The organism is Halocynthiibacter sp. SDUM655004 (genome assembly GCF_026015885.1).
GTDB classification, from domain to species: Bacteria; Pseudomonadota; Alphaproteobacteria; order Rhodobacterales; family Rhodobacteraceae; genus Falsihalocynthiibacter; species Falsihalocynthiibacter halioticoli.
The window spans coordinates 922,128-944,178 of sequence record NZ_JAPDUG010000001.1 but is presented as its reverse complement, the minus strand read 5'-3'; the positions used below and the strand labels follow the sequence as shown (position 1 = coordinate 944,178).

Genomic DNA, 22,051 nt, shown 5'->3' with positions numbered 1-22,051 from the left:
TGCCGCGCGGCGCATCAAATCTGTTTTTCGGGCATTTGAACAACAAGCCCGTCAAGCGCGTCGGTTACCTTGATCTGACAGGTAAGGCGCGAGCGCTCGGCGTCTGGTTCAAATGCAAAATCAAGCATGTCTTCTTCCATGGCGTCCTTGGCCGGAATTTTCTCAACCCAAGCGCCGTCCACGTAAACATGGCAGGTCGAGCAGGCACAGGCCCCGCCGCAATCTGCTTCGATACCGGGGATGTTGTTATCCCGCGCGCCTTCCATAACGGAAAGCCCATTGGCAACCTCGACCTCGTGGCGTGTGCCGTTGTGCTCGATATATGTAATCTTGGCCATTCTCGCGTCCTCTAAACTTGCTCATCGCTCAATATATAAGCGCGGCAGGCAGTTCCACCCTCTTTTGCAAAAGGCTCACAAACACGTGTCAAAACGTTGCGTTGCGGTAGCAAAAGGGCGCCCCGCGATGGGACGCCCTAGATGTTTTCACAATGTCTCTCGCTTTACTGAAGCGTCAGTGCCGTATAGCGCGGCTCACCGCCACGGCGCACCAGAAGCAACAGTGACTTGCGCCCTGCATCCTTGGCGCTGGCGATCTGGGCCTCAAGCTCGGCCACGGTCTCAACCGCTTGCTGTCCAGCCTCTTCGATCACATCACCAACACGTAGACCTTTTTCAAAGGCTTCGCTTGTCTGGTCGATCTCTTGAATAACCAGTCCGGTGCTGCTGTCAGAAAGGCCGAGTTCGTCGCGGATTGCCGGAGTGAGGGTCGAAACGGTCATGCCCAGCATGCTTTCGACTTCCGGAGCCGCGCTTTCGCCACTGGTATCTGGCACATCGCCAGAACCATCGGCAGTCTCACGGCGACCAAGCTTGATCTTGAGCGTGGTTTCCTCGCCATCGCGCACAACTACAACGCGAACAGTTTTGCCAACATCCGTTGCGCCGACCTGACGGACAAGCGAACGCGTGTCCGTTACTTCGACGCCATCGAATGAAACAATCACATCTTCGGCTTGAATACCTGCTTCGCGCGCCGGACCTTCGGGAACGTCGGTCACAAGAGCGCCTGCGGCTTTCTCAAGTCCGAGCGCTTCGGCAACGCCTTCGTCAACATCCTGAATACGCACGCCGAGCCAACCACGGCGGGTTTCGCCGAATTCCTTAAGCTGATCGACAACCTTGGTCACAACTGCGGAGGACATGGAAAAGCCGATACCGATCGAGCCACCGTTGGGCGACAGGATCGCGGTATTCACACCGATAACTTCGCCGTCCATATTGAACAGCGGACCACCAGAGTTGCCTCGGTTGATCGCAGCGTCGGTCTGGATGTAGTCGTCATAGGTTCCGGATAGCGCACGGTTGCGCGCGGAAATAATCCCCGCAGAAACCGAGAACCCCTGCCCGAGCGGGTTACCCACCGCAAGCACCCAATCACCAACACGCGCAACATCGCTATCGCCGAATGTTACGAACGGTAACGGTCCTTCGCTCTCGACCTTGAGAACCGCGATGTCGGTGTTTGCGTCACGTCCGATCAACTTGGCGGGAAGCTCGTCCCCCGAGAAAAATTCGACCATGATCTCATCGGCACCATCAATCACGTGATTGTTGGTCACGATGAAACCATCTTCGGAAATCACAAAACCAGAACCGAGCGCCTGACTGCGCTGTGGTTGATTGTTCGGGCCACCGCGCCGATCCAGAAAATCGCGGAAGAAGTCTTCAAACGGAGAACCTTCCGGTACAATTGGTCCCGGCATCGCCGGCTGGGCTACGGTTGTTGTGGTCGTAATGTTAACCACTGCTGGGCTTACTCTATCTGCCAGATCGGCAAAGCTCTCCGGCGCGCCTCTCGCAGCCGCCATAACCGATTGCAGTAACAGCAGGATTATCGCGAGCGTTGCAAAGACAAATGCGCGCTTCGCCCCTGTCGATCTGCCATGTTCTGACTGTTGTGTTAATGCCAAAGATTTCACTTCGTGCTCCTTTGTTATGTCGTCACATCCAGAGTCCGTTACGCCCTGAATGGGCTAGTCACACATGTAATATTTAGTCCCTCACAGGAATATCAAGCTAACTTAAATCGCGTGACAACACAGGGCTGTGAAACTCTGTAACAGATGCCCAGAAGATGCGCCCTGCCCGCGCAGAATTCAAGCGTTGCTTGACTGTTATTAATTTCACGGTATGTTAATTAACAGAAAGGTAAATTTATATGACCGCTCTGAATACGTCCTTTGCCGCTTTGGGTGATCCCACACGTTTTGCGATTGTGGAGCGCCTTCTTCGTGAGGGCGAAACTCCAGCGGGCGCCCTTCAGGACGTGGGCGCAATCTCTGCTCCGGCTATTTCTCGGCACCTCAAGGTATTGCGTGAGGCCGGTATCGTGGCGCAGCGGATCGATAAACAGCGCAGACTCTATTCGGTACGGCCAGAGGCCATTAAGGCGATCAACGATTGGGCCATGAGCTATCGGACATTCTGGCAGGGCAGCCTCGACAGACTAGAGCGCGCCCTCGAAACAGCGGGGAAAACATAGTGGCCACACTGGAGATGGAACGACGCCTCAAGGCAAACCGAGTGGAGGTTTTCCGCTTTCTCACAGAAGGTGAAAACCTGTTGCAATGGTGGGGGCCCGAAGGCACGACGATCCCCGAGCACAACCTTGATTTTGCCAGCCTTGGCCCGTGGTGGGCGCGGATGGTCGGCCCCAGTGGCGATGGTGCTAAAGTGGGCGGCGATGTTGTTCGGCTAGAGCCACCAACATCAGTTGAACTCACGCTTTCCTTCTTTCACGAAGATGGCAGCAAAGGCCCACAAAGCGTGATTAAATTTGAGCTATTTTCCGAAGGACCAGAGGAAACGCGCCTCTGCCTGACACAGACCGGCCTCGAAGCCGAGCATATCGAGGACATGCGTAACAAGGGCTGGAACTCGGCGCTCGAACGGCTCGCAACACTCGTTCATTCACACCAAAGGAGCAATTGATGCCCAGATTTATACTTGCTTACATTCCCGGAAATGCCCCGCAACCCTCCCCCGACGAAGGCGCCGCGCATCGCAAGCGTTACGAAAGCTGGATCAAAGACAACGGCGATGCAATTCTTGAGCCAGCCAACCCCTTTGGCCCGTCGCAAAACATATCGACCGAAGGATCAGGCGAAAGCAAGATTTTGAAAGGGATGATGGGCTATACGCTAATCGAGGCGGCGGACATGGATGCCGCAACGGCGATTGCCAAGAGTTGCCCCTTCCTTGAAATGGGAACAATCGACGTAGCGCCGCTAATGTCGATGTAGCCTCTATGAACAACAAAAAAAGGGCCCGTAAACGCACGGGCCCTTTTCTATGACGTTTGAAAGCGGATTACTGGCTTTCTCTTGATTTCGCTTCCGCACCTTGATCGGACTGAAGGTAGTTGAAGAACTCGCTGTCAGGCGACAGAACAAGCTTCGAGTTGCCTTCTTGGAACGCCGTCTCATAGGCATTGAGCGAGCGATAGAATTCAAAGAATTCAGGATCAGCACCAAAGGCTTGAGCGAAGATCGAGTTCCGGCGGGCATCAGCCTCACCGCGGATGATCTCGGCCTGACGCTTGGCATCAGACACAAGCTCCACAACGGAACGATCTGCAAGGGCGCGAACCCGTTGCGCGGCTTCTTCACCACGGGCACGTTCGTCTGTTGCTTCCCGTACACGCTCGGCCTGCATCCGCTCGAAGGTGGAGGCAAGGTTGGCCGATGGAAGGTCCGTCCGCTTCAAGCGCACGTCGATGATCTCAACACCGAGTGGTTTTGCTTCGGCAATCGCACCATTCTTGATCCGCAACATAAGCGCGGCCCGATCCGACGACAGAATATCGTTGGAGGACACCGAACCTAGAACCTCACGGGTTTGCGCCCGCAGGATGCTGTCCAAACGGCTTTCGGCAGTCGCGATACCACCAGTACCAACCGCACGACGGAATTGCTCTACATCGGCAATCCGGTACCGCGCGAAGGCATCGACAACAAGGCGACGATCATCAAGTGGCGTTACTTCGAGCTCGCCAACGTCGCGGCTGAGAATACGGTCATCATAGCGCACGACCTCTTGGATCAGCGGGATTTTGAACGCGAGACCCGGCTCTTCTTTAACGTCTTTCACCATACCAAATTGCAGCACCAGCGCCTTTTCACGCTCGTCCACAATAAAGATCGAGGACGCCGCAACCACAATCGCGACGACAAGGACGGGAAGAATATATACTGTCTTCTTCATTACTTTGTTGCCCCTTTTGTAAGCTCGTTCAGTGGCAGATACGGCACGACACCATCACCAACTTCGTTCTCGATGATGACTTTGTCTACGCGGCCATAAATACGTTCCATCGTTTCAAGGAACAGACGTTTACGCGTTACTTCGGGCGCTTTTTGGTATTCTTCAAGCACAGCGGAGAAGCGGCTGGCTTCACCTTCAGCTTGGTTCACAACCTCGGCACGATAGCCTTCGGCCTCTTCAAGAATCTGCGCAGAGTCACCACGGGCTTCCGCAAGTACTCGGTTGGAGTATGCGTCGGCTTCTTTCTGAAGACGGTCACGGTCTTGCTCGGCAGCCTGAACATCACGGAATGCCGCGATAACCTCTTGCGGAGGCTCGGCTTTGTCGAAGTTTACCCGAACAATGTTCACGCCGGAATTATAGCTATCAAGCGTCGACTGAATCAGATCTTCGAGCCGCTGCGAAATCGCGCCACGGTCACGGTTGAGGATCGGAGCGAGCGAGGATTGCGCAATAATCTCACGCATCGCAGATTCGGATACCGCCCGAATTGTGAGCTGTGGGTCACGCAGGTTGAAGAGGAAAGCAGCGGGGTCACGAACGTTCCAAACAACTTGGAAGTCGATGTCTACGATGTTTTCATCACCAGTCAGCATTAGGCCGGCATCACCGCCGCGGCCACCAACGCCGATATCCTCGATTTGTTCACGTGTAACCTGAACGATCTCGGCTTTGACAATCGGCCATGGCGCAAAGTTAAGGCCCGGTTCGCCAGTTTGGTGATATTTACCAAACATGAACTCTACCGATTTCTCTTCTGGCTTCACCGAATAAAAAGACGCCAACGCCCAAAGACCAACAGCCACAAGGCCACCAATCACAACCGTCGTTTTGTTGAGGCCCGGTCCACCGGAGCCACCTTGGCCGCCACCGGTACCACGGCCACCGCCGCCCTTGCCGCCCATAAGAACGCGCAATTGGTCTTGGCCCTTTTTGAGCAAATCGTCGATTTCGGGGATTTGTGGACCGTCCTGGCCGGGCTTGCGCCCTCCTCCTCCGCTGGGGCGATTATCTTTGTCGCCGCCGTTTCCACCACTGCCGCCCCAAGGGCCGCCGTTGTTCCCAGCCATAAAGCTTCCTATCGTCTGAATTAACCTGTCTGCTTACTTAAATGCGGATTTATAGCGGAATTTCAAGCAAGAGCCACCGCACAATGTGGTGCTTTTGCCCGAAACTTCGCATTAAACCACGCGCGTTGGTGATTTCATCGTGACCAATTCTTCGGCCATGACCGGATGAACCGCGCAAGTACGGTCGAAATCTTCTTTGGTTGCACCCATCTTAATGGCGATCCCCGCAAGCTGGATCATCTCGCCCGCCATCGGCGCTACGATATGACAGCCCAGAACCTTGCGGCTCTCCTGCGCCACGAGCAGTTTCATGAATACCTTGTCTTCGCGCCCCGCAAAGAGCGTCTGCATCGGGCGGAAACTGGTGCAGTAGACCTCGATCGTACCGGTTTCGCGGGCTTCTTCCTCGGTCATGCCCACGGTTCCGAACTCGGGTTGGGTAAAGACCGCGCTTGCCACCAAATCATGGTCCGGCTTTGTTGGGTTCCCCTTGAACACGGTTTCCACAAAGGCCGCGCCTTCGCGGATGGCCACGGGCGTAAGATTAATACGATCGGTCACATCCCCCACAGCAAAGACCGAGGGCACGTTGGTTTGGCTATAGTCATCCACAAGGATTTCGCCCTTGTTGCCCGTCTCAACGCCCGCCTTTTCAAGGCCAAGTTTTTCTGTGTTGGGCACGCGCCCCGTGGCGTAGATCACCGCATCAAATACACCATCATTGGCGCTGGTTGATCGCACATGCAGGCCATCATCTTTCTTGGTAATGGTTTCCACATTCTCGCCAAGTCGCAGGTTGATCCCGCGATCTTCCATCGAGGCCGCAATATGGCCGCGCGCTTCGTCATCAAAACCACGCAGGATTTGGGCACCGCGATAGAATTGCGTCACCTCAACACCAAGACCGTGCAGGATGCAGGCAAACTCACAAGCAATGAACCCGCCGCCAACAATCAACACACGTTTCGGAAGTTCTTCCCAAAGGAAAATCTCGTTCGACGTAATCGCAAGATCGGAGCCGGGGAATTCGGGAACAAAGGGTCGTCCACCAGTCGCAACAAGGATGTGCTTGCAGGTGAACTCTTCGCCGGTTGAAAGTCGTACGCGATGCGGATCAACCAATTCGGCACGAGCATCGAATGTTTGAACCGTGTTGTTTTTAAGCGTGTTGCGATAGGCATTTTCCAAACGGTCAAGCTCCGCACGCAGCTTGGGGCGGAAAACCTGCCAATCAAACGGTCCGGAGTTCACATCCCAACCATAGCTTGCCGCGTCTTCGATCTGATCTTTGAAGGCGCTGGCAAAAACCATCAGCTTCTTGGGCACACATCCGCGGATCACACAGGTGCCACCCATGCGATATTCCTCGGCCAGGCCGACTTTCGCGCCGCCCTCGCTTGCCGCAAGACGCGCCGCACGTACACCGCCGCTGCCGCCGCCAATTACAAAGAGATCGAAATCAAATGCCATCTGTCCTAATCCTCAAGCTCGGAAAAGAGGTTATCACCCGCGCCATCGGCCTGCGAACCTCCGTTGAAGTTTCCAGATAGGTCGAGCACCTCGCAGCGTCCATCCCCATGGCCGATCACAACTGCGTCACAAATATCTATAAACAACCCGTTTTCCACCACACCTGGAATCTGGTTGAGCCGCGCGCTTAGGGCAACAGGGTTACCAATACGGCGAAGGTTGAGATCGAGGATGTGGTTGCCCTCATCGGTCACAAACGGCACATCGCCGTTCATCCGAAGGCTCGCAATGCGCCCGTCAACATCCATATCTTCCAGCATCTCTTCGATCAAACGGCGGCTGGCCTGCCCGCCGAAGGGAATAACCTCGACCGGCAAAGGAAAGGCGCCAAGCTGCTCTACGGATTTGGACGCATCGGCAATCACCAACATCTGGTCACTGGCTGCCGCCACGATCTTCTCCTGAAGATGCGCACCACCGCCGCCTTTGATCAGGTTGAGGTCGGCGTCGAATTCATCCGCGCCGTCAATCGTCAGGTCGAGCCACTTCGCCTCGTCAAGTGTCGACACCTTGATGCCCACCTCGGCGGCCTGTTTCGCAGTGCGCGAGGAGGTTGGTACGGCAGTGATTTTCAGCCCTTCATCCCGCACCCGCTCGCCCAGACATTTGACCATCCACGCCGCTGTGGAGCCGGTGCCCATACCCACGCGCATTCCATCTTCGATAAACTCAACCGCCTTTTTCGCGGCCACAAATTTGGCCCGATCAATGGGGGACAACTCTCCAGTCATGCTCCGACTCCTCTTTGGTTCAATGCGTTATACAAGCCGATGTTTACGGCGGCGAGTCGCCATTTGCGCAATGGATGACGAAATTTGCATGAAATGGTCGGAAACGGGGCTTGCCTCTGTTCTGCGCGCATGTTTCCTATAGGAAACTTTCTACGTTAAAGGCGCGGCCCATGTTTCTTTCTGTCTTTGATATGTTCAAAATTGGCGTTGGCCCGTCCTCAAGCCATACCATGGGGCCGATGGTTGCGGCCGCGCGGTTTCTTGACAAGTTGCGCCGCTCGCCTTTCTCCGCATACGGGCTTCGGGCTTCGCTGCATGGTTCTCTGGCCTTTACTGGCATCGGCCACGCCACTGACCGCGCTACGGTCCTTGGCCTCGCGGGGTTCCATCCTGAAACATACGACCGCGCGAAAGCCGATGCGGCCTTAGCCGAAATCGCCGCAAACAAGCATGTGACACCAGAGGGATTGCCGCCGCTCGTGTTTGACCCCGCCAACGACCTCAAGTTCGACTATGACACGCCGCTAGAGGGCCATGCCAATGGTATGATCTTGATGGCGACCGATGCGCAAGGCGATGTTATCCTACGCGAAATCTATTACTCCGTCGGCGGTGGTTTCGTGATGACAGAGGCCGAACTCGCTGCGGGCAAAAACACCGATCCCGGTGCGCCGATCCCCTATCCTTTCCATAGCGGCGCGGAGATGCTGCGCATGTGCGCCGAAACCGGCAAAAGCATCGCTGACCTCAAGCGCGCCAACGAATACGCCCGCAAAACTTCCGACGATCTAAACGCGGGGCTTATGCGGATTTGGGAGGTCATGAATGATTGCATCACACGCGGCCTTGAACATGACGGCGAATTGCCTGGCGGGCTGCGCGTTAAGCGACGGGCCAAAGCAATCCATGAGCACCTGCTGGCGGAACGCGGGCTGAACCTTTCCGCTCCGCATACCATCAATGACTGGATGAGTTGCTTTGCCATGGCCGTAAACGAGGAGAACGCCGCAGGTGGTCAGGTTGTTACCGCGCCCACGAATGGCGCGGCGGGAGTGCTTCCGGCAACGTTGCGCTATTGGCTTGAGTTCGTTCCCGGCGCGACGGTGACGCGCGTGCCGGAGTTCCTTTTGACGGCGGCGGCAATCGGCGGCCTTATCAAGCACAACGCCTCGATCTCCGGTGCGGAATGCGGATGTCAGGCCGAAGTCGGAAGTGCGGCGGCCATGGCAGCCGCTGGGCTAACCGCCGTGATGAATGGCACGCCAGAACAGGTTGAAAACGCCGCTGAAATCGCGCTGGAACATCACCTCGGCATGACCTGCGATCCGGTGAAAGGGCTGGTCCAGGTGCCATGCATCGAGCGCAACGGTCTTGGCGCGATTAAAGCTGTGTCCGCAGCCTCTTTGGCTTTGCGCGGGGATGGCACGCATTTCGTGCCACTAGATTCCGTGATCGAGACCATGCGCCAAACAGGCGAAGACATGCACGAAAAATACAAGGAAACCTCGCTCGGCGGGCTCGCGGTGAACGTGCCGAATTGCTAGCGGCTTAGAACTCTGCGGTAACCACAGGATACAACGACGCCAATAGAAGCACCGCCATTACGCCATTAAATACACGCATCCGCGCAGGGTTGCTTAGGATACGGCGCAATTGCACTCCGACAAGTGCCCAGCAACTGACCGAGGGCAAATTCACCGCACCAAACACAAGCGCTACAAGTACGACTGAGCGGAGACTTCCGTCTGGCGCATAGAGTGACATGGCCGAAACCGCCATGATGATCGCCTTTGGGTTCATCCACTGAAACAGAACGGCCTGCATGAAGCTGATCGGTGTGCTGCGCGCTTCGCCATCTTTGGGCGGCGCAGCTGTGGCGATTTTAAACGCGAGAAACAGCATGAAACAGACGCTCGCTACCTTGAGCGCGATCTGAGTGGCGGGAAATGCCTCAAACACCCGCGACAGCCCCGCGCCCACTACAATGGCCATAATAACAAAACCGCTCCCCACGCCCAACGCGTGCGGGACCGTGCGCAGAAGACCGAAATTCGCACCCGACGCCATAAGCATCAGGTTATTCGGCCCTGGCGTGATCGACATGGTAAAGGCAAAGACTACAAGCGCCTGTAACAGTTCAGCAGACATGCGCGCGACTATGGCGCGAAATCAAACACCGTGAAAAGAGCGGAATTGTATCGGTACGATGGCGATTTTTTCTGGCCGATGTCGAATCCACTGGCGCAGGCCAAAGAGCGCGCCTACCGTCGCCAACATGAACTATGACCGCCCCTATCTTGGCATACTCCTGATGCTGGTGTTTTGCGTATTTGCCCCGCTTGGCGATGCGCTCTCGAAACTTATTGGCGAAACATCAGAGGTGATGCAGCTCGTCTCGATCCGCTTTTTGGCACAGGTGCTCATCCTTGCACCGATTGTGGTGTTGATCGGGAGCAAGTTTCGGATGCGCCGCCGCGTGCTTGGCTTTGTCGTGTTGCGGACGGTATTTCATATCCTCGGCATCAGTACGATGTTCCTCGCCCTGCGATATCTGCCGCTTGCCGATGCTGTGGCCATCGGGTTTGTGATGCCATTTATCATGCTGTTCTTTGGCTGGTTGTTCCTGAATGAAGAAGTTGGCCCGCGCCGTATCATCGCGGCGGGCATTGGTTTTATCGGCACCTTGATGGTCATCCAGCCAAGCTTCGAAGAAGTGGGAGCACCTGCGCTTTTGCCGGTTGGGGTCGCGCTGTTTTTTGCGGCCTTCATGCTCGTGACACGCGTCATAGCCCGCGAAATCGAGCCAATTGCGCTTCAGGCCGTTGGTGGGGGTATTGCCGTTGTGATTCTGTTTCCGGTCTGGTTCATCGGCAATACAGCGGGCTGGTCCGGCTTTGAGGCGCATGTACCATCAGGGCGCGAGTTCTGGCTCTTCGTTGCGGTTGGCCTTGTCGGCACCACGGCCCATCTCTTTATGACATGGGCGCTGCGGTTTGCGCCTTCGGCCACGCTTGCGCCAATGCAATATCTCGAAATTCCCTTCGCTACGATGATCGGCTTCTGGCTGTTTAGCGATTGGCCGAACGGGCTGGCTGCGGTTGGTATCCTGATTACGATCAGCTCTGGCCTTTATGTGATTTTCCGCGAACGCCGTTTGGCCGCGGCGGCAACAGCGGCTGCAGTTACTGCATCAACCCGCCCCTAACGCATTAATAGCTGCCGAGAGACCCGCACGCGGCAAGATCAATAGCATCGCACGATTTGAAAAGCTCAGTTCAACCGGCCCTGTCACACGATTGGACGTGCCGATCTTGCTTAGCGGATCAAAGGACAACCCCTTGATTGGCCACTCTAGCCCCTCAGATACACCCGACACGGGCCCAAGCGGGAAAAGCGACAGCCGCGACCCAATCGGCAGATCAAGCGCGATCCGCTCGGGCGCAACAAAGGCGATATCTTCACGCCCCAGAAGAATCACTTTAGGCGAATCGTACTTAACCAAAGCGTGTAAAACCGCCAATTCGTGGTCTAACCGCCCCCCAAGAAAGCCGACCCCCAAAATTAATGGCGCCTCAATTCGCAGTAGCGCTTTCTCGAAATCCGTCGTGTCTTGCTCGGCAACAAAATGTAATCTATCCGGTGCGATAGCAGCCTTTGTTCGCGCATCAATTGAATCCATGTCGCCGATAACGGCCTCGGGATTCCCCTTGTTTTTCAGGACAAAACCCGCTCCGCCATCGCAAGCCACAAGAGTTGGCGCGAATTTTTGCGCCTCTTCCAGCATTGCGGAATCTGCGTCTCCGCCGCCCACCAAAGTGATTGCTTTCGTTTTCGAAACAATAGCCCGATCCATGCCCATTGTGCCTTATTTTGCTATTCAGGCCACATTCCTGCCCAAAAATGATACTTTAATTAACGCAGTTCCGATCATTTCTGTGGGCCCTGTGATGGTAAACATATTGCCGTTGGGTAGGAGAGAAAGCGAGTAGTAACATGGTAGGCACAAGCAAGATCTTGACCGTATCATACGGAACCTTCTCTTGCACACTTGAAGGTTTCGACGATTCATTTACGACAATGAAGGCGATTGCTGAATACTTTAGGGATTTGGCAGCGGATGACCGCTATTTCGGGGCAGAGCCTCCGACTCCCGACGCCGATATGCTTACACGTATTGCGGAACGCGAGATTAAGTCGCGCGTTGAAGCAAAAGTGGGCGAAACTGGAATTCTGCTGCGCAAAAGCGAAGATGTTGCAGAGCCCCCAAAGGCCGATGCACCCGCAGCCCCGGCACCGGCAGCTGAAGCGCCCGCTCCGGCTCCACAGCCAGAAGCCGCGCAACCTACACCACAGCCGGAACCTGCCGCACCAGCAGCAACGCCCACACCCGCTGCAGCACCAGTTGCCGAGACACAAGACACCGAATCCGTTGCCGCCAAGCTCCAGCGCATCCGCGCCGTTGTTTCACGCGCTCCCGAAGCGGCCCCTGTTACAGACACCACAACAGAAGAAGATGCGCCACAAGATCTGCTGCCCCCGATTGAAAGCGCTTTCGCCGACATCGAAGAGGAAGCCGTAGAAGAGGCTGCTCCTGCTGCGGAGATCGAAGAGCCGGAAGCAACAGAAGCTGTCTCCGAAGAAGTTGAAGAGATCGCAGAAGAAGCTCCTCTCGTCGCAGAAGAAGAAGCCGAAGATACAGTAGAAGAAACTGTTGAAGAGACTGCAGAGATTGAAGCCGCATCTGAAGAGGTCGCTGAGGAAACAGTCGCCGAAGAAGCAGAGCCGTTCGACGATATTGATGAGGATGTCGAGGAAGATACCCGCAACATCTTTATCGGATTGGACGACGAAGGCGACGTTGTTGAAGCGCAAGCCGAAGAAGCTGAAGAAGAGGTCGAAGAGGCCGCTTTTGATCCGTCTTCCATCCTTGCACAGACTCAGCTTGAGGACGAAAGTGCCTCGGAGGTCGAAGCGGAAGCAGAAGAGACAGTCGAAGACGAGATTGAAGTTGTCGGCATGGACTCGATCCGCGACGCATTCGACGCAGAGCCAGAGGCTGAGAGCGCCGCGCTTGAAAACGAGTATGAAGCCGAATTCACAGACCACATCGAGGAAACAGAGGCTTCGGAAGAAGACATTCTGAACCTTGCCGCCCTTGATGGCGCAACCGAAGAAGACTTCGCCGCTGCGGAAACAGAAGCGGAAGAAGAGGTTGCCGAGGCTGTAGCTTTCGAAACATCTGAAATCGAAGAAGTCGAAGCAATTGACGAGGCGCCAGAAGAGGAAGCCCGCGGAGATAATACCCCGCAGGACGGCCAACAGCGCGTCGCAAACCCAGAAGTTTCCAGCGTTGCCGCACGTGCCCGTGCTCGTGCAATCCGCGTTAGCAAACCAACGCCAACTCCGGTTCCAGATGCACCTGCTCCGGCCGCAGAGGTTGAAGAGCCCGTTGCAGAGGACAAGCCTGTCACACCGCGCAAAATCACGCCGCGCCGTGTCCGCAAAGAAAAGGTTCTTTCCGCTGAGGACGAAGCCGAGCTTCTTGCCGATCTGGCCGCCGCTGAAAAGGTGGATGCACCCGAAGATGAAGCTGTGGTTTCCAGCGAGCGCCACGTTCTGCCGCAACTGTCTGACGAAGAAAAAGTTGATCGTCTGATGGAAGAGACAGACAGCAAGTTCGCCGAAACAGAAGGCACACGCCGCCGCAGCGCGATTGCACATCTGAAGGCCGCTGTTGCCGCAACCGTCGCGGATCGCAAAATCCTCGGTGGCGCGAAGCCAGCCAAAGACGACGTTGCCGACGAATACCGCAAAGACCTCGCAGAGGTTGTTCGTCCTGGCGAAGCAAAATCCGACGATGGCGAAAAGCGTCCGGCCCCTCTGATGCTGGTCTCCGCGCAACGCATCGACGTGGACGAAGCCGACGAAACACCCAAGCGCAAAACACCGCTTGAGCTTCGAGACGTCAACGAAGGCCGCACAACTCCGATGAGCAGCGCAAGTGCCGCGCATCTGGCAGACAGCAGCTCTTTCTCAGAGTTTGCTGACCGTGTTGGCGCCAAGGATCTTCCAGATTTGCTTGAAGCCGCAGCAGCATATACGTCTTATGTTGAAGGTCTCGAAAGCTTCACCCGCCCGCAACTCATGCGTCAGGTTGAGCGTCACAGCGATGTAAAGGGCCTCACCCGCGAAGAGCGCCTGCGTTCCTTTGGTCTCCTGCTCCGTCAGGGCAAGATCGAAAAGGTCAAGCGCGGCCAGTTCAAGGTTGCCGAATCCACACGGTTCAAACCGGACGCCCGTATCGCAGGCGAGTAATTAAAAGCGCCATAGAAAAGCAAAAGGCAGCCAAAGGGCTGCCTTTTTCAATTTAAGAGCAATGCTTTAACGATTCTCGCCATCTTCTGGCGGCGCATCCGGATCAGCTTTACCGATCCCCTTGAACACCGCTTTGAAGGGCAAGGCCCACAGCACGCCAAGGATGATGTAAACGGCCAGCTCAACAATGAACGGTGGACGATCCAGAAAGCTCAGGATCACCCAGCACGCAATGATATAGGCCGGCAGCCCAACGAGCAAAATCACCAGAGACCACCGCCGCCGCGCCTTATAAGAGAGGCCAGCCATCAGTCGGCGAATGGGTCGTGAACGAGGATCGTGTCGTCCCGCTCAGGGCTCGTCGAAAGAAGCGCAACAGGGCAGTCGATCAACTCTTCAACCCGACGCACGTATTTGATGGCGTTGGCAGGAAGATCAGCCCAACTCCGCGCGCCCTCAGTGCTTTCGCTCCAACCAGGGAGTGTTTCATAGATCGGCTTCACGCGGGCTTGGTGATCCGCCGCAGTCGGCAGATAGTCGATGCGCTCTCCGTCAAGCTCATAGCCCACACAGATTTTCAACTCTTCAAACCCGTCAAGCACGTCAAGCTTGGTGAATGCGATGCCGTTTACGCCCGAAGTCGCGCATGTCTGGCGGACAAGAACCGCATCAAACCAACCGCAGCGGCGCTTCCGGCCTGTTACAGTTCCAAACTCATGCCCACGCTCGCCGAGGCGTTGACCGTCGGCGTCGTCCAGCTCTACCGGGAACGGCCCCTCGCCCACGCGGGTTGTATAAGCCTTAACGATTCCAAGGACATAGTCGATAGAACCAGGGCCGATACCGGTCCCGGTTGCGGCTTGCCCTGCGATCACGTTCGAGGATGTCACAAAAGGATAAGTGCCGAAATCAATGTCCAGAAGCGAGCCTTGCGCCCCTTCAAACAGAATCCGCTTGCCAGATTTGCGTTGCTCGTTCAGCACCTTCCAAACCGGCGCAGCATAGGGAAGTACGATCTCGGCGATTTCCTTGAGCTTGGCCAAAAGGTCCGCACGATCGACGGGTTCAAGCCCCATACCGCGGCGCAGAGTGTCGTGGTGCAGCAGGAGGCGATCAACGCGTGTTTCCAGCGTCGCTTCATCCGCAAGGTCAGCCACGCGAATAGCGCGACGCCCCACTTTATCCTCATAAGCTGGGCCAATACCGCGACCTGTTGTGCCGATCTTGGCCACAGACACTTGCTCTTCGCGGGCGCGATCAAGCTCGCCATGCACTGGCAGGATCAACGGCGTATTTTCAGCGATCATCAGATTTTCTGGCGTAATATCAACGCCCTGATCCCGCAACTTGGTGATTTCCTCGCTGAGGTGCCACGGGTCAAGCACAACACCGTTGCCGATGACAGAAAGCTTGCCGCCGCGCACGATGCCCGAAGGCAGGAGCGAAAGTTTGTAAACCTTGCCGTCAATTACCAGCGTGTGGCCAGCATTATGCCCGCCCTGAAATCGTGCAATGACATCAGCGCGCTCGCTAAGCCAATCCACGATCTTGCCTTTTCCTTCGTCACCCCATTGGGCGCCTACAACGACAACGTTAGCCATACTTCTTTCCCGGAATTAGAAAACCCGCGCCCGTATAGCGCGCCGCGCGTCTTGGTGAAACCACTTTATTTATATTCCTCAAAAACTCGCTTTTCACCGCTTCCGCATGGTCAAAATCCGGCAAAGATGTTGTATAAAGCCACGTCGCCCGCCTTCAACACAGGTGAATGCCACGAATAGGGTTGCGAGCCGGCGCAAGACCGCCTAGATAACCGCAAAGCTTAAACTGGGTTGCCTCATGGAAAATATCGTTCTTGTCATCCACCTGATCCTTGCGCTGTCGCTCATCGGCATCGTACTGCTCCAGCGTTCCGAAGGGGGCGGTCTGGGAGTTGGGGGCGGCGGTAACAAAGGCGTATCCACGCGTTCGGCCGAAACAGCTTTGGGCAAGATCACTTGGTTCTTGGCAATCGGGTTTATTGTGACGTCGATCACACTCACTGTGATTGCAGCGCAGAAATCCTCCAGCGGTTCGGTTCTTGACCGCGTTGGCGGCACAGCGCCCGCTCCAGTAGCCGAGGAAAGCAGCCCGCTTGGTGATGCAGACGCGCTTCTGCCGCCTTCCGCAGGTGATGCACCCCTGACGCCTCCAGCGGCAGAATAAGCCAACAACACCTCACAAACTACCACAACAGATAGGCTAGCGGCGGATTTGCGCCGCAGCATCTTGGGTTTTGGTTGCGGATCGCTTGCGAATCCGTTATGACTTAAATCCCGTGATGCTGTGGCTGTCGGGCCTTTTTCCAGCACTTGTAAAACACTTCTCACGGGAGACGATCGCCCAATGGCTCGTTATATCTTCATCACTGGTGGCGTTGTTTCATCGCTTGGCAAAGGCCTCGCGTCGGCGGCTCTTGGCGCATTGCTTCAGGCACGGGGCTATTCCGTACGCCTGCGCAAGCTTGACCCCTACCTCAACGTTGATCCAGGCACGATGAGCCCGTTCGAGCACGGCGAGGTTTTCGTAACCGATGATGGCGCTGAGACGGACCTCGACCTTGGGCACTACGAGCGCTTTACCGGCGTGGCAGCGCGCAATACTGATTCTGTCTCCTCGGGGCGCGTCTATTCAACTGTGCTCGAGAAAGAACGCCGTGGCGATTATCTCGGCAAGACCATTCAGGTGATCCCTCACGTCACCAACGAGATCAAAGAGTTCCTTCATGTCGGCGACGACGAAGTTGATTTCATGCTCTGCGAAATCGGCGGCACTGTAGGCGATATCGAGGGCCTACCGTTCTTTGAAGCCATCCGCCAATTCTCCCAGGACAAGCCACGCGGGCAATGCATTTTTATGCACCTTACGCTCCTGCCGTATCTGGCGGCCTCTGGCGAACTCAAGACCAAACCAACACAGCACAGCGTAAAAGAACTGCGCTCCATCGGCATCGCGCCTGATGTGCTCGTTTGCCGTTCCGAGCAGCCGATCCCAGAGAAAGAGCGCGCTAAAATCGGCCTTTTCTGTAATGTTCGCAAAGAAAACGTCATCGCAGCTTATGACCTGAAATCGATCTACGAGGCGCCGCTTGCCTATCACCGCGAAGGGCTGGATCAGGCCGTTCTGGACGCCTTCAACATCGCCCCCGCCCCCAAGCCGGACCTCCGCCGCTGGGACGACGTGGCCGATCGTGTATTCCACCCAGAAGGCGAAGTAAAAATCGCCATCGTCGGTAAATACACCCAGCTTGAGGACGCCTATAAATCCATCGCCGAGGCGCTTACGCATGGCGGCATGGCCAACCGCGTGAAGGTCAAGGTCGAGTGGGTCGACGCCGAAGTCTTCGACAAAGAAGACGCGGCTCCTTACCTCGAAGGGTATCACGCGATCCTCGTACCTGGCGGGTTTGGCGAACGCGGCACCGAAGGCAAAATCAAAGCAGCCGAATTTGCCCGTACACGCAAAATTCCTTACCTCGGAATTTGCCTCGGTATGCAGATGGCTGTGATTGAAGCCGCCCGTAATGTGGCCGAGCTTCCTGATGCCGGTTCCGAAGAATTTGACCACGAAGCAGGTGAAAAACGTTTCACTCCAGTTGTTTACCACCTCAAGGAATGGGTACAGGGCAACCATAAGGTTGCGCGCAAAGTTACAGACGACAAGGGCGGCACCATGCGCCTTGGCGCCTATACAGCCGTTCTTGATCCAGATTCGAAAGTTGCCGAAGTCTATGGCGCGACGACAATTGAAGAGCGTCACCGCCACCGCTATGAGGTCGACATCAAATACCGCGATCAGCTCGAAGCCTGTGGTTTGCATTTCTCCGGCATGAGCCCGGACGGCAAGCTCCCGGAGATTGTCGAGTGGAAAGATCACCCGTGGTTCATCGGTGTGCAATATCACCCAGAACTGAAATCAAAACCCTTTGCGCCGCATCCGTTGTTTGACGGCTTCGTCAAGGCCGCCAAGGAAAACTCGCGCCTAGTTTAGCGCGACCGCGCAGTCAGGTTTCAATCCCGCATGCGCGGCTTGAGACACAAGGCCGCGCGCCCTATGTAGGGGTAAAGGAGAACGGCCAATGCTTAGCAAACTCATGACGGTTTTCGCACCCGAAGCGCCAGACTATGGCGATGATCGGCTTGCCATCGCAGGGCTCATGGTTCGGCTTGCCCGTAGCGACGGCACCTATGCTGCAAGTGAAATCACGCGCATCGACCGTCTCCTCGCCGCAAGATACGGCCTAACCGCCGCAGAAGCCGCCGCACTGCGGATTGAAGCCGAAGACTACGAGGCCAACGCGCCTGACACCGTTCGCTTTACACGGGCAATCAAGGAAAACGTGCCGTTGGACGAACGCTTTGCTGTTGTCGAAGACCTTTGGGATGTGGTGCTTGAGGATGGGGTGCGCGACGAAAGCGAAGACGCCCTCATGCGGCTGCTGGCCAATCTTCTCGGCATCAACGACCGCGACAGCGCTCTTTGCCGTCAGCGGGTACTTGCGCGCCGAAACCCTAAGTGATCGCCTTAATAATAAGGCAAATCTCAACTTTTGCGGAAATTCATTGCTGAATTTTCAACCAAGAGACAAGAATCTCGGCAGTGACCCTGCGTAAACGTTTCTTTATCATTGCATTTAAGATAATTCTCCGCCCTACTCGGACCCTAATCACTCAACAGATGCAGCATCGTGACAGAAAAACAGTCTTCTACGCAGCCCCCCGTCATCGAAATTAAAAACCTGCACAAGAGCTATGGCGATCTTGAGGTCCTAAAGGGCGTCGATATCTCTGCGAAGCGCGGCGATGTCGTGTCGCTAATCGGGTCGTCCGGTTCGGGGAAATCTACGCTTTTGCGCTGTGCCAACCTGCTCGAAGACAGCCAGTCCGGTGAAATACTTTTTGAGGGGGAGCCGATCCGATGGAAAGGCACCGGCCTGAATCGCCGCCCCGCTGATCGCGCGCAGGTCACACGTATTCGCACAAACCTTTCGATGGTGTTTCAGCAGTTCAATCTCTGGGCCCATATGACAATCTTGCAGAACGTAATGGAAGCGCCTGTTACCGTTCTTGGCGAGGACAAAGCCGAGGTCGAAACCCGTGCGCGCGCTTTGCTTGCCAAGGTGGGCATTGGCGATAAATGCGATGTCTACCCGGCACAGATGTCCGGTGGACAGCAGCAACGAGCCGCCATTGCCCGAGCGCTTGCGATGCAACCCAAAGCGCTGTTGTTTGACGAACCAACCAGCGCGCTCGACCCTGAGCTTGAGCAGGAAGTTGTCAAAGTTATCAAAGATCTGGCGGCAGAGGGGCGTACGATGATCATCGTGACCCACGATATGCGCCTTGCCAATGACGTTTCAGACCACGTCGTGTTTTTGCACAAGGGCCTCATTGAAGAAGAAGGCCCGCCCGAGGCTGTGTTCAACACACCGAAATCCGAACGATTGCAGCAGTTCCTCTCTGCAACCGTTTCCGCGTGAGCACCAACCGCGCACACGCAGTTCACCGAGTAAACTCAACACTAACAACCAACCAAGATGGGAGACACACATGAAAAATCTTCTTATTTCCGCAACGGCCCTCGCCCTTTCGGCGGGCTTTGCTATGGCAGACACAGTTCGCATGGGCACAGAAGGCGCCTACCCTCCATACAACTTCCTCAACGACAACGGCGAAGTTGACGGCTTTGAGCGCGAGCTTGGCGACGAGCTTTGCAAACGCGCCGAGCTTGAGTGCGAGTGGGTCACAAACGCTTGGGATTCCATCATCCCGAACCTCACATCCGGCAACTACGATACAATCATCGCTGGCATGTCGATCACAGACGAGCGCAAAGAGCTTATCGACTTCACACAAAACTACACACAGCCTGATCCATCGTCCTACCTCGCGGCGTCTGAGGGTGTTGACCTTGAAGGCGGTGTGATCGCTGCGCAAACAGGTACAATTCAGGCAAGCCACGTTGCCGCATCCGGTGCAACACTTGTCGAGTTCGCAACACCTGACGAAACAGTCGCAGCAGTTCGCAATGGCGAAGCCGACGCTGTTCTTGCTGACAAAGCGTACCTCGCTGAAATCGCAGAAGCAGACGCTGACCTTACACTCGTTGGTGACGATGTGCTGCTTGGCGGCGGCATTGGCATGGGTCTGCGTAAGAGCGACACAGAGCTTCGCGACAAGTTCGACGCAGCGATCCAGTCCATGAAAGACGACGGCACACTCAACGAGTTGATCGTAAAATGGCTGCCTGAGTCCGCGCCGTTCTAAACCTGTCCTCATAGGAAAAACACGCGCTCAAAACTTTTGGGCGCGTGTATGCTGTTTATGTTTTCATATTGCGCCGATCCCTCAACTCTTGAAGGCCTGAAATGGCTGTCATGCTACCTCACAACGGGGAAGCATATGTCGCTTTACGGCTCGGTGGGGACAGTGCTGCTGTTGCTGGCCATTACCGCCCCTGTCTCGCTGCTCTTCGGTTTTTTCGGAGCGATGGCAGCGCGGTCCGGATTTGCGCCACTTCGCTGGCTCGGCAAAGGATACACGGCCATCGTGCGCGGTGTACCCGACATCGTCTTTTTCCTCTTCTTCGTCATTGCAATCGATCAGGCGCTGGAGTGGACCCGTCACAAAATCAAATGCCCCGACTGGAGCGAGCCGATCCGACAAGGCAGCGATTTCGTTGTCTGTGATGCGGCGAAGTTGCCGCTCTCGACCTCTCCGGAATGGGTGCATGAAACCTATAGTTTCCTAATCGCGGTTCTAACGTTTGCGATTGTTTTCGGGGCTTTCGCGGCCAATGTGCTTTATGGCGCAATGCGCGCTGTACCTCGCGCACAGATTGAAACCGCCGAAGCCTATGGCATGACCAACCGTCAAAGCTTCTGGCGCATTCTCGTGCCGCAAATGTGGATTTATGCGCTTCCCGGCCTGTCAAATCTCTGGATGATCCTGATCAAGGCCACGCCGCTGCTGTTCATCCTTGGCATCGAAGATATCGTGTACTGGGCGCGCGAACTCGGCGGCACCAAGACGGCCCGCTTTACAGACTATCCGCACGGCGATTGGCGCATGTGGTATTTCCTCGGCCTGCTGGCGTTTTACCTCGCCTTTACCAAGGTAAGCGAAGTAGTGCTTGAGCGCATCACGCAACGCCTGAGCCATGGACAAGCCACCGCCGCGGGCGAAGCACAAAGGAAGGCCACATCATGACCTGCCTTGAGACCATTCAAGCCTATGCGCTCCGTTCTATCGGGATTGGCGAACGCCTCCTGCCTCGCAGCGATTATACCCTGTGCGATCAGTTCACCCTGATCGGCTCTGGGATGCTTTGGAACATCTATTTCGGCGTCTTTGCCCTGCTTTCGGGGTTCTTCCTTGCTGTGGCCGTGGCCGTTGCCAAAGACTCGCGGAACCCGTGGCTGCGCCGTCCTGCGGAGTGGTTCATCTTTGTGTTCCGTGGCTCCCCGCTGTTTATCCAGTTCTTCCTTGCCTATTTCCTCTTCCTGCAACTCAACAATCTCGAGATTTTCGGCGTGAGTTTTGAGGGCAAATTCAAGTGGTTCACGAGCGCTTGGCTCGGGGCGCTTGTCGTACTGTTCCTCAATACCGCCGCCTACTCAGGCGAGATCTTCTACGGTGCGCTGCGCTCAATTCCGAAGGGCGATATCGAGGCCGCAGACGCTTACGGCCTGTCCGGTTGGCCCAAATTCCGGAAGGTTGTGTTCCCGACGATGCTGCGCCTTGCTTGGCCCGGGTACACCAACGAGGCAATCTTCCTGTTCCACGCCACGGCGCTTGTGTTTTTCTCGGGCTTTCCAGCATGGCAGCAACGCGGTGATGCGCTCTATTACGCAAAATATTTTGCGGACAAGACGTTCAACCCCTTCATCCCCTACCCCATTTTGGCGTTCTATTACATCCTGCTGACCTTGGTCATCATCTGGATTTACGGCGCAATCGGACGGCGCTTGAACCGACATGTGCCACAAGAAAAACGGCGCAAGTTCCGCTTCCGCCCGCAATACATCCGCTAAGAGGTCAAA

General features: G+C 55.9%; 23 protein-coding genes. 13 read left to right on the top strand and 10 right to left on the bottom strand.

Features of this window, described 5'->3' with window-relative positions; genetic code table 11:
* Window positions 1–14: 14 nt before the first annotated feature.
* Together N9C89_RS04700 and N9C89_RS04695 are read right to left on the bottom strand one after the other, a co-directional pair.
* Window positions 15–338 (bottom strand): 2Fe-2S iron-sulfur cluster-binding protein, encoded by a 324-nt coding sequence (locus N9C89_RS04700; protein WP_263952681.1) that lies wholly within the window; start codon window positions 336–338, stop codon window positions 15–17.
* A 164-nt stretch (window positions 339–502) separates the two neighbouring features.
* Complete coding sequence (locus tag N9C89_RS04695) at window positions 503–1,870, bottom strand: Do family serine endopeptidase (RefSeq protein WP_394358481.1); 1,368 nt, start codon at window positions 1,868–1,870, stop codon at window positions 503–505.
* A gap of 350 nt (window positions 1,871–2,220) precedes the next feature.
* On the opposite strand from N9C89_RS04695, the gene N9C89_RS04690 reads away from it, so the two are divergent.
* From N9C89_RS04690 to N9C89_RS04680, 3 genes are read left to right on the top strand one after another with little or no spacing between them, the layout of a single operon-like run.
* Complete coding sequence (locus tag N9C89_RS04690; protein WP_263952680.1) at window positions 2,221–2,544, top strand: ArsR/SmtB family transcription factor; 324 nt, start codon at window positions 2,221–2,223, stop codon at window positions 2,542–2,544.
* Complete coding sequence (locus N9C89_RS04685; RefSeq protein WP_263952679.1) at window positions 2,544–2,993, top strand: SRPBCC family protein; 450 nt, start codon at window positions 2,544–2,546, stop codon at window positions 2,991–2,993. Before N9C89_RS04690 ends, N9C89_RS04685 begins: the two co-directional genes overlap by 1 nt.
* Window positions 2,993–3,304 (top strand): YciI family protein, encoded by a 312-nt coding sequence (locus N9C89_RS04680; RefSeq protein WP_263952678.1) that lies wholly within the window; start codon window positions 2,993–2,995, stop codon window positions 3,302–3,304. Before N9C89_RS04685 ends, N9C89_RS04680 begins: the two co-directional genes overlap by 1 nt.
* Window positions 3,305–3,371: 67 nt before the next feature.
* On the opposite strand, the gene hflC is transcribed toward N9C89_RS04680, so the two are convergent.
* The 4 genes from hflC to rpiA form a co-directional block, all read right to left on the bottom strand.
* On the bottom strand, window positions 3,372–4,265 hold the full coding sequence (gene hflC / locus N9C89_RS04675) for a protease modulator HflC (RefSeq protein WP_263952677.1): 894 nt from the start codon (window positions 4,263–4,265) through the stop codon (window positions 3,372–3,374).
* Window positions 4,265–5,395, bottom strand: coding sequence for an FtsH protease activity modulator HflK (gene hflK, locus N9C89_RS04670; protein WP_263952676.1), 1,131 nt, complete (start codon window positions 5,393–5,395; stop codon window positions 4,265–4,267). The genes hflC and hflK overlap by 1 nt, the downstream gene beginning before the upstream one ends.
* A 111-nt stretch (window positions 5,396–5,506) precedes the next feature.
* Entirely contained in the window at window positions 5,507–6,865 is a 1,359-nt protein-coding gene (gene gor / locus N9C89_RS04665; protein ID WP_263952675.1) for a glutathione-disulfide reductase, read from the bottom strand.
* Between the two features lie 5 nt (window positions 6,866–6,870).
* Window positions 6,871–7,656, bottom strand: coding sequence for a ribose-5-phosphate isomerase RpiA (rpiA, locus tag N9C89_RS04660; RefSeq protein WP_263952674.1), 786 nt, complete (start codon window positions 7,654–7,656; stop codon window positions 6,871–6,873).
* A 170-nt stretch (window positions 7,657–7,826) separates the two neighbouring features.
* Here rpiA and N9C89_RS04655 point away from each other — a divergent pair, with 170 nt between their 5' ends.
* The gene (locus N9C89_RS04655; protein ID WP_263952673.1) at window positions 7,827–9,200 is read left to right on the top strand and encodes an L-serine ammonia-lyase; all 1,374 of its coding nucleotides are present in this window, start codon (window positions 7,827–7,829) and stop codon (window positions 9,198–9,200) included.
* A 4-nt stretch (window positions 9,201–9,204) separates the two neighbouring features.
* On the opposite strand, the gene N9C89_RS04650 is transcribed toward N9C89_RS04655, so the two are convergent.
* A complete protein-coding gene (locus N9C89_RS04650) occupies window positions 9,205–9,804 on the bottom strand; it encodes a LysE family translocator (RefSeq protein WP_263952672.1) in 600 nt (199 codons plus the stop codon).
* 127 nt (window positions 9,805–9,931) lie between these two features.
* Here N9C89_RS04650 and N9C89_RS04645 point away from each other — a divergent pair, with 127 nt between their 5' ends.
* Window positions 9,932–10,861 carry a DMT family transporter gene (locus N9C89_RS04645; protein ID WP_263952671.1) on the top strand — a complete coding sequence of 310 codons (930 nt, stop codon included), beginning with the start codon at window positions 9,932–9,934 and terminating at the stop codon, window positions 10,859–10,861.
* Here N9C89_RS04645 and N9C89_RS04640 read toward each other — a convergent pair.
* Window positions 10,847–11,509 carry a thiamine diphosphokinase gene (locus N9C89_RS04640; RefSeq protein WP_263952670.1) on the bottom strand — a complete coding sequence of 221 codons (663 nt, stop codon included), beginning with the start codon at window positions 11,507–11,509 and terminating at the stop codon, window positions 10,847–10,849. The genes N9C89_RS04645 and N9C89_RS04640 overlap by 15 nt on opposite strands.
* 140 nt (window positions 11,510–11,649) lie before the next feature.
* Between N9C89_RS04640 and N9C89_RS04635 the strand changes: the two genes are divergently transcribed.
* Window positions 11,650–13,971: a hypothetical protein gene (locus N9C89_RS04635; protein ID WP_263952669.1), complete on the top strand. Its 2,322-nt coding sequence runs from the start codon at window positions 11,650–11,652 to the stop codon at window positions 13,969–13,971.
* 66 nt (window positions 13,972–14,037) lie between these two features.
* On the opposite strand, the gene N9C89_RS04630 is transcribed toward N9C89_RS04635, so the two are convergent.
* Together N9C89_RS04630 and N9C89_RS04625 are read right to left on the bottom strand one after the other, a co-directional pair.
* Window positions 14,038–14,280, bottom strand: a complete 243-nt coding sequence (locus tag N9C89_RS04630) for a DUF2842 domain-containing protein (protein WP_263952668.1) — start codon at window positions 14,278–14,280, stop codon at window positions 14,038–14,040.
* Window positions 14,280–15,572 (bottom strand): adenylosuccinate synthase, encoded by a 1,293-nt coding sequence (locus N9C89_RS04625; RefSeq protein ID WP_263952667.1) that lies wholly within the window; start codon window positions 15,570–15,572, stop codon window positions 14,280–14,282. Before N9C89_RS04625 ends, N9C89_RS04630 begins: the two co-directional genes overlap by 1 nt.
* Window positions 15,573–15,810: 238 nt before the next feature.
* Here N9C89_RS04625 and secG point away from each other — a divergent pair, with 238 nt between their 5' ends.
* From secG to N9C89_RS04590, 7 genes are all read left to right on the top strand, one after another.
* Window positions 15,811–16,176: a preprotein translocase subunit SecG gene (gene secG / locus N9C89_RS04620; RefSeq protein ID WP_263952666.1), complete on the top strand. Its 366-nt coding sequence runs from the start codon at window positions 15,811–15,813 to the stop codon at window positions 16,174–16,176.
* A 180-nt stretch (window positions 16,177–16,356) separates the two neighbouring features.
* Entirely contained in the window at window positions 16,357–18,000 is a 1,644-nt protein-coding gene (locus N9C89_RS04615; RefSeq protein ID WP_263952665.1) for a CTP synthase, read from the top strand.
* A gap of 88 nt (window positions 18,001–18,088) precedes the next feature.
* Window positions 18,089–18,529 (top strand): TerB family tellurite resistance protein, encoded by a 441-nt coding sequence (locus N9C89_RS04610; RefSeq protein WP_263952664.1) that lies wholly within the window; start codon window positions 18,089–18,091, stop codon window positions 18,527–18,529.
* A 168-nt stretch (window positions 18,530–18,697) separates the two neighbouring features.
* A complete protein-coding gene (locus N9C89_RS04605; protein WP_263952663.1) occupies window positions 18,698–19,489 on the top strand; it encodes an ABC transporter ATP-binding protein in 792 nt (263 codons plus the stop codon).
* Between the two features lie 70 nt (window positions 19,490–19,559).
* Window positions 19,560–20,276 carry a transporter substrate-binding domain-containing protein gene (locus tag N9C89_RS04600; RefSeq protein WP_263952662.1) on the top strand — a complete coding sequence of 239 codons (717 nt, stop codon included), beginning with the start codon at window positions 19,560–19,562 and terminating at the stop codon, window positions 20,274–20,276.
* 57 nt (window positions 20,277–20,333) lie between these two features.
* Entirely contained in the window at window positions 20,334–21,218 is an 885-nt protein-coding gene (locus N9C89_RS04595; RefSeq protein ID WP_263953280.1) for an ABC transporter permease, read from the top strand.
* Window positions 21,215–22,042: an ABC transporter permease gene (locus N9C89_RS04590; RefSeq protein ID WP_263952661.1), complete on the top strand. Its 828-nt coding sequence runs from the start codon at window positions 21,215–21,217 to the stop codon at window positions 22,040–22,042. Before N9C89_RS04595 ends, N9C89_RS04590 begins: the two co-directional genes overlap by 4 nt.
* Window positions 22,043–22,051 lie beyond the last annotated feature (9 nt).

Bases quoted from the DNA above. Each gene is read 5' to 3' on its own strand.
- N9C89_RS04700 (WP_263952681.1), bottom strand. From the start codon at position 338: ATGGCCAAGATTACATATATCGAGCACAACGGCACACGCCACGAGGTC.
- N9C89_RS04695 (WP_394358481.1), bottom strand. From the start codon at position 1,870: ATGGCGGCTGCGAGAGGCGCGCCGGAGAGCTTTGCCGATCTGGCAGAT.
- N9C89_RS04690 (WP_263952680.1), top strand. From the start codon at position 2,221: ATGACCGCTCTGAATACGTCCTTTGCCGCTTTGGGTGATCCCACACGT.
- N9C89_RS04680 (WP_263952678.1), top strand. From the start codon at position 2,993: ATGCCCAGATTTATACTTGCTTACATTCCCGGAAATGCCCCGCAACCC.
- hflC (WP_263952677.1), bottom strand. From the start codon at position 4,265: ATGAAGAAGACAGTATATATTCTTCCCGTCCTTGTCGTCGCGATTGTG.
- hflK (WP_263952676.1), bottom strand. From the start codon at position 5,395: ATGGCTGGGAACAACGGCGGCCCTTGGGGCGGCAGTGGTGGAAACGGC.
- gor (WP_263952675.1), bottom strand. From the start codon at position 6,865: ATGGCATTTGATTTCGATCTCTTTGTAATTGGCGGCGGCAGCGGCGGT.
- rpiA (WP_263952674.1), bottom strand. From the start codon at position 7,656: ATGACTGGAGAGTTGTCCCCCATTGATCGGGCCAAATTTGTGGCCGCG.
- N9C89_RS04655 (WP_263952673.1), top strand. From the start codon at position 7,827: ATGTTTCTTTCTGTCTTTGATATGTTCAAAATTGGCGTTGGCCCGTCC.
- N9C89_RS04650 (WP_263952672.1), bottom strand. From the start codon at position 9,804: ATGTCTGCTGAACTGTTACAGGCGCTTGTAGTCTTTGCCTTTACCATG.
- N9C89_RS04645 (WP_263952671.1), top strand. From the start codon at position 9,932: ATGAACTATGACCGCCCCTATCTTGGCATACTCCTGATGCTGGTGTTT.
- N9C89_RS04640 (WP_263952670.1), bottom strand. From the start codon at position 11,509: ATGGATCGGGCTATTGTTTCGAAAACGAAAGCAATCACTTTGGTGGGC.
- N9C89_RS04635 (WP_263952669.1), top strand. From the start codon at position 11,650: ATGGTAGGCACAAGCAAGATCTTGACCGTATCATACGGAACCTTCTCT.
- N9C89_RS04630 (WP_263952668.1), bottom strand. From the start codon at position 14,280: ATGGCTGGCCTCTCTTATAAGGCGCGGCGGCGGTGGTCTCTGGTGATT.
- N9C89_RS04625 (WP_263952667.1), bottom strand. From the start codon at position 15,572: ATGGCTAACGTTGTCGTTGTAGGCGCCCAATGGGGTGACGAAGGAAAA.
- secG (WP_263952666.1), top strand. From the start codon at position 15,811: ATGGAAAATATCGTTCTTGTCATCCACCTGATCCTTGCGCTGTCGCTC.
- N9C89_RS04615 (WP_263952665.1), top strand. From the start codon at position 16,357: ATGGCTCGTTATATCTTCATCACTGGTGGCGTTGTTTCATCGCTTGGC.
- N9C89_RS04610 (WP_263952664.1), top strand. From the start codon at position 18,089: ATGCTTAGCAAACTCATGACGGTTTTCGCACCCGAAGCGCCAGACTAT.
- N9C89_RS04600 (WP_263952662.1), top strand. From the start codon at position 19,560: ATGAAAAATCTTCTTATTTCCGCAACGGCCCTCGCCCTTTCGGCGGGC.
- N9C89_RS04595 (WP_263953280.1), top strand. From the start codon at position 20,334: ATGTTTTCATATTGCGCCGATCCCTCAACTCTTGAAGGCCTGAAATGG.
- N9C89_RS04590 (WP_263952661.1), top strand. From the start codon at position 21,215: ATGACCTGCCTTGAGACCATTCAAGCCTATGCGCTCCGTTCTATCGGG.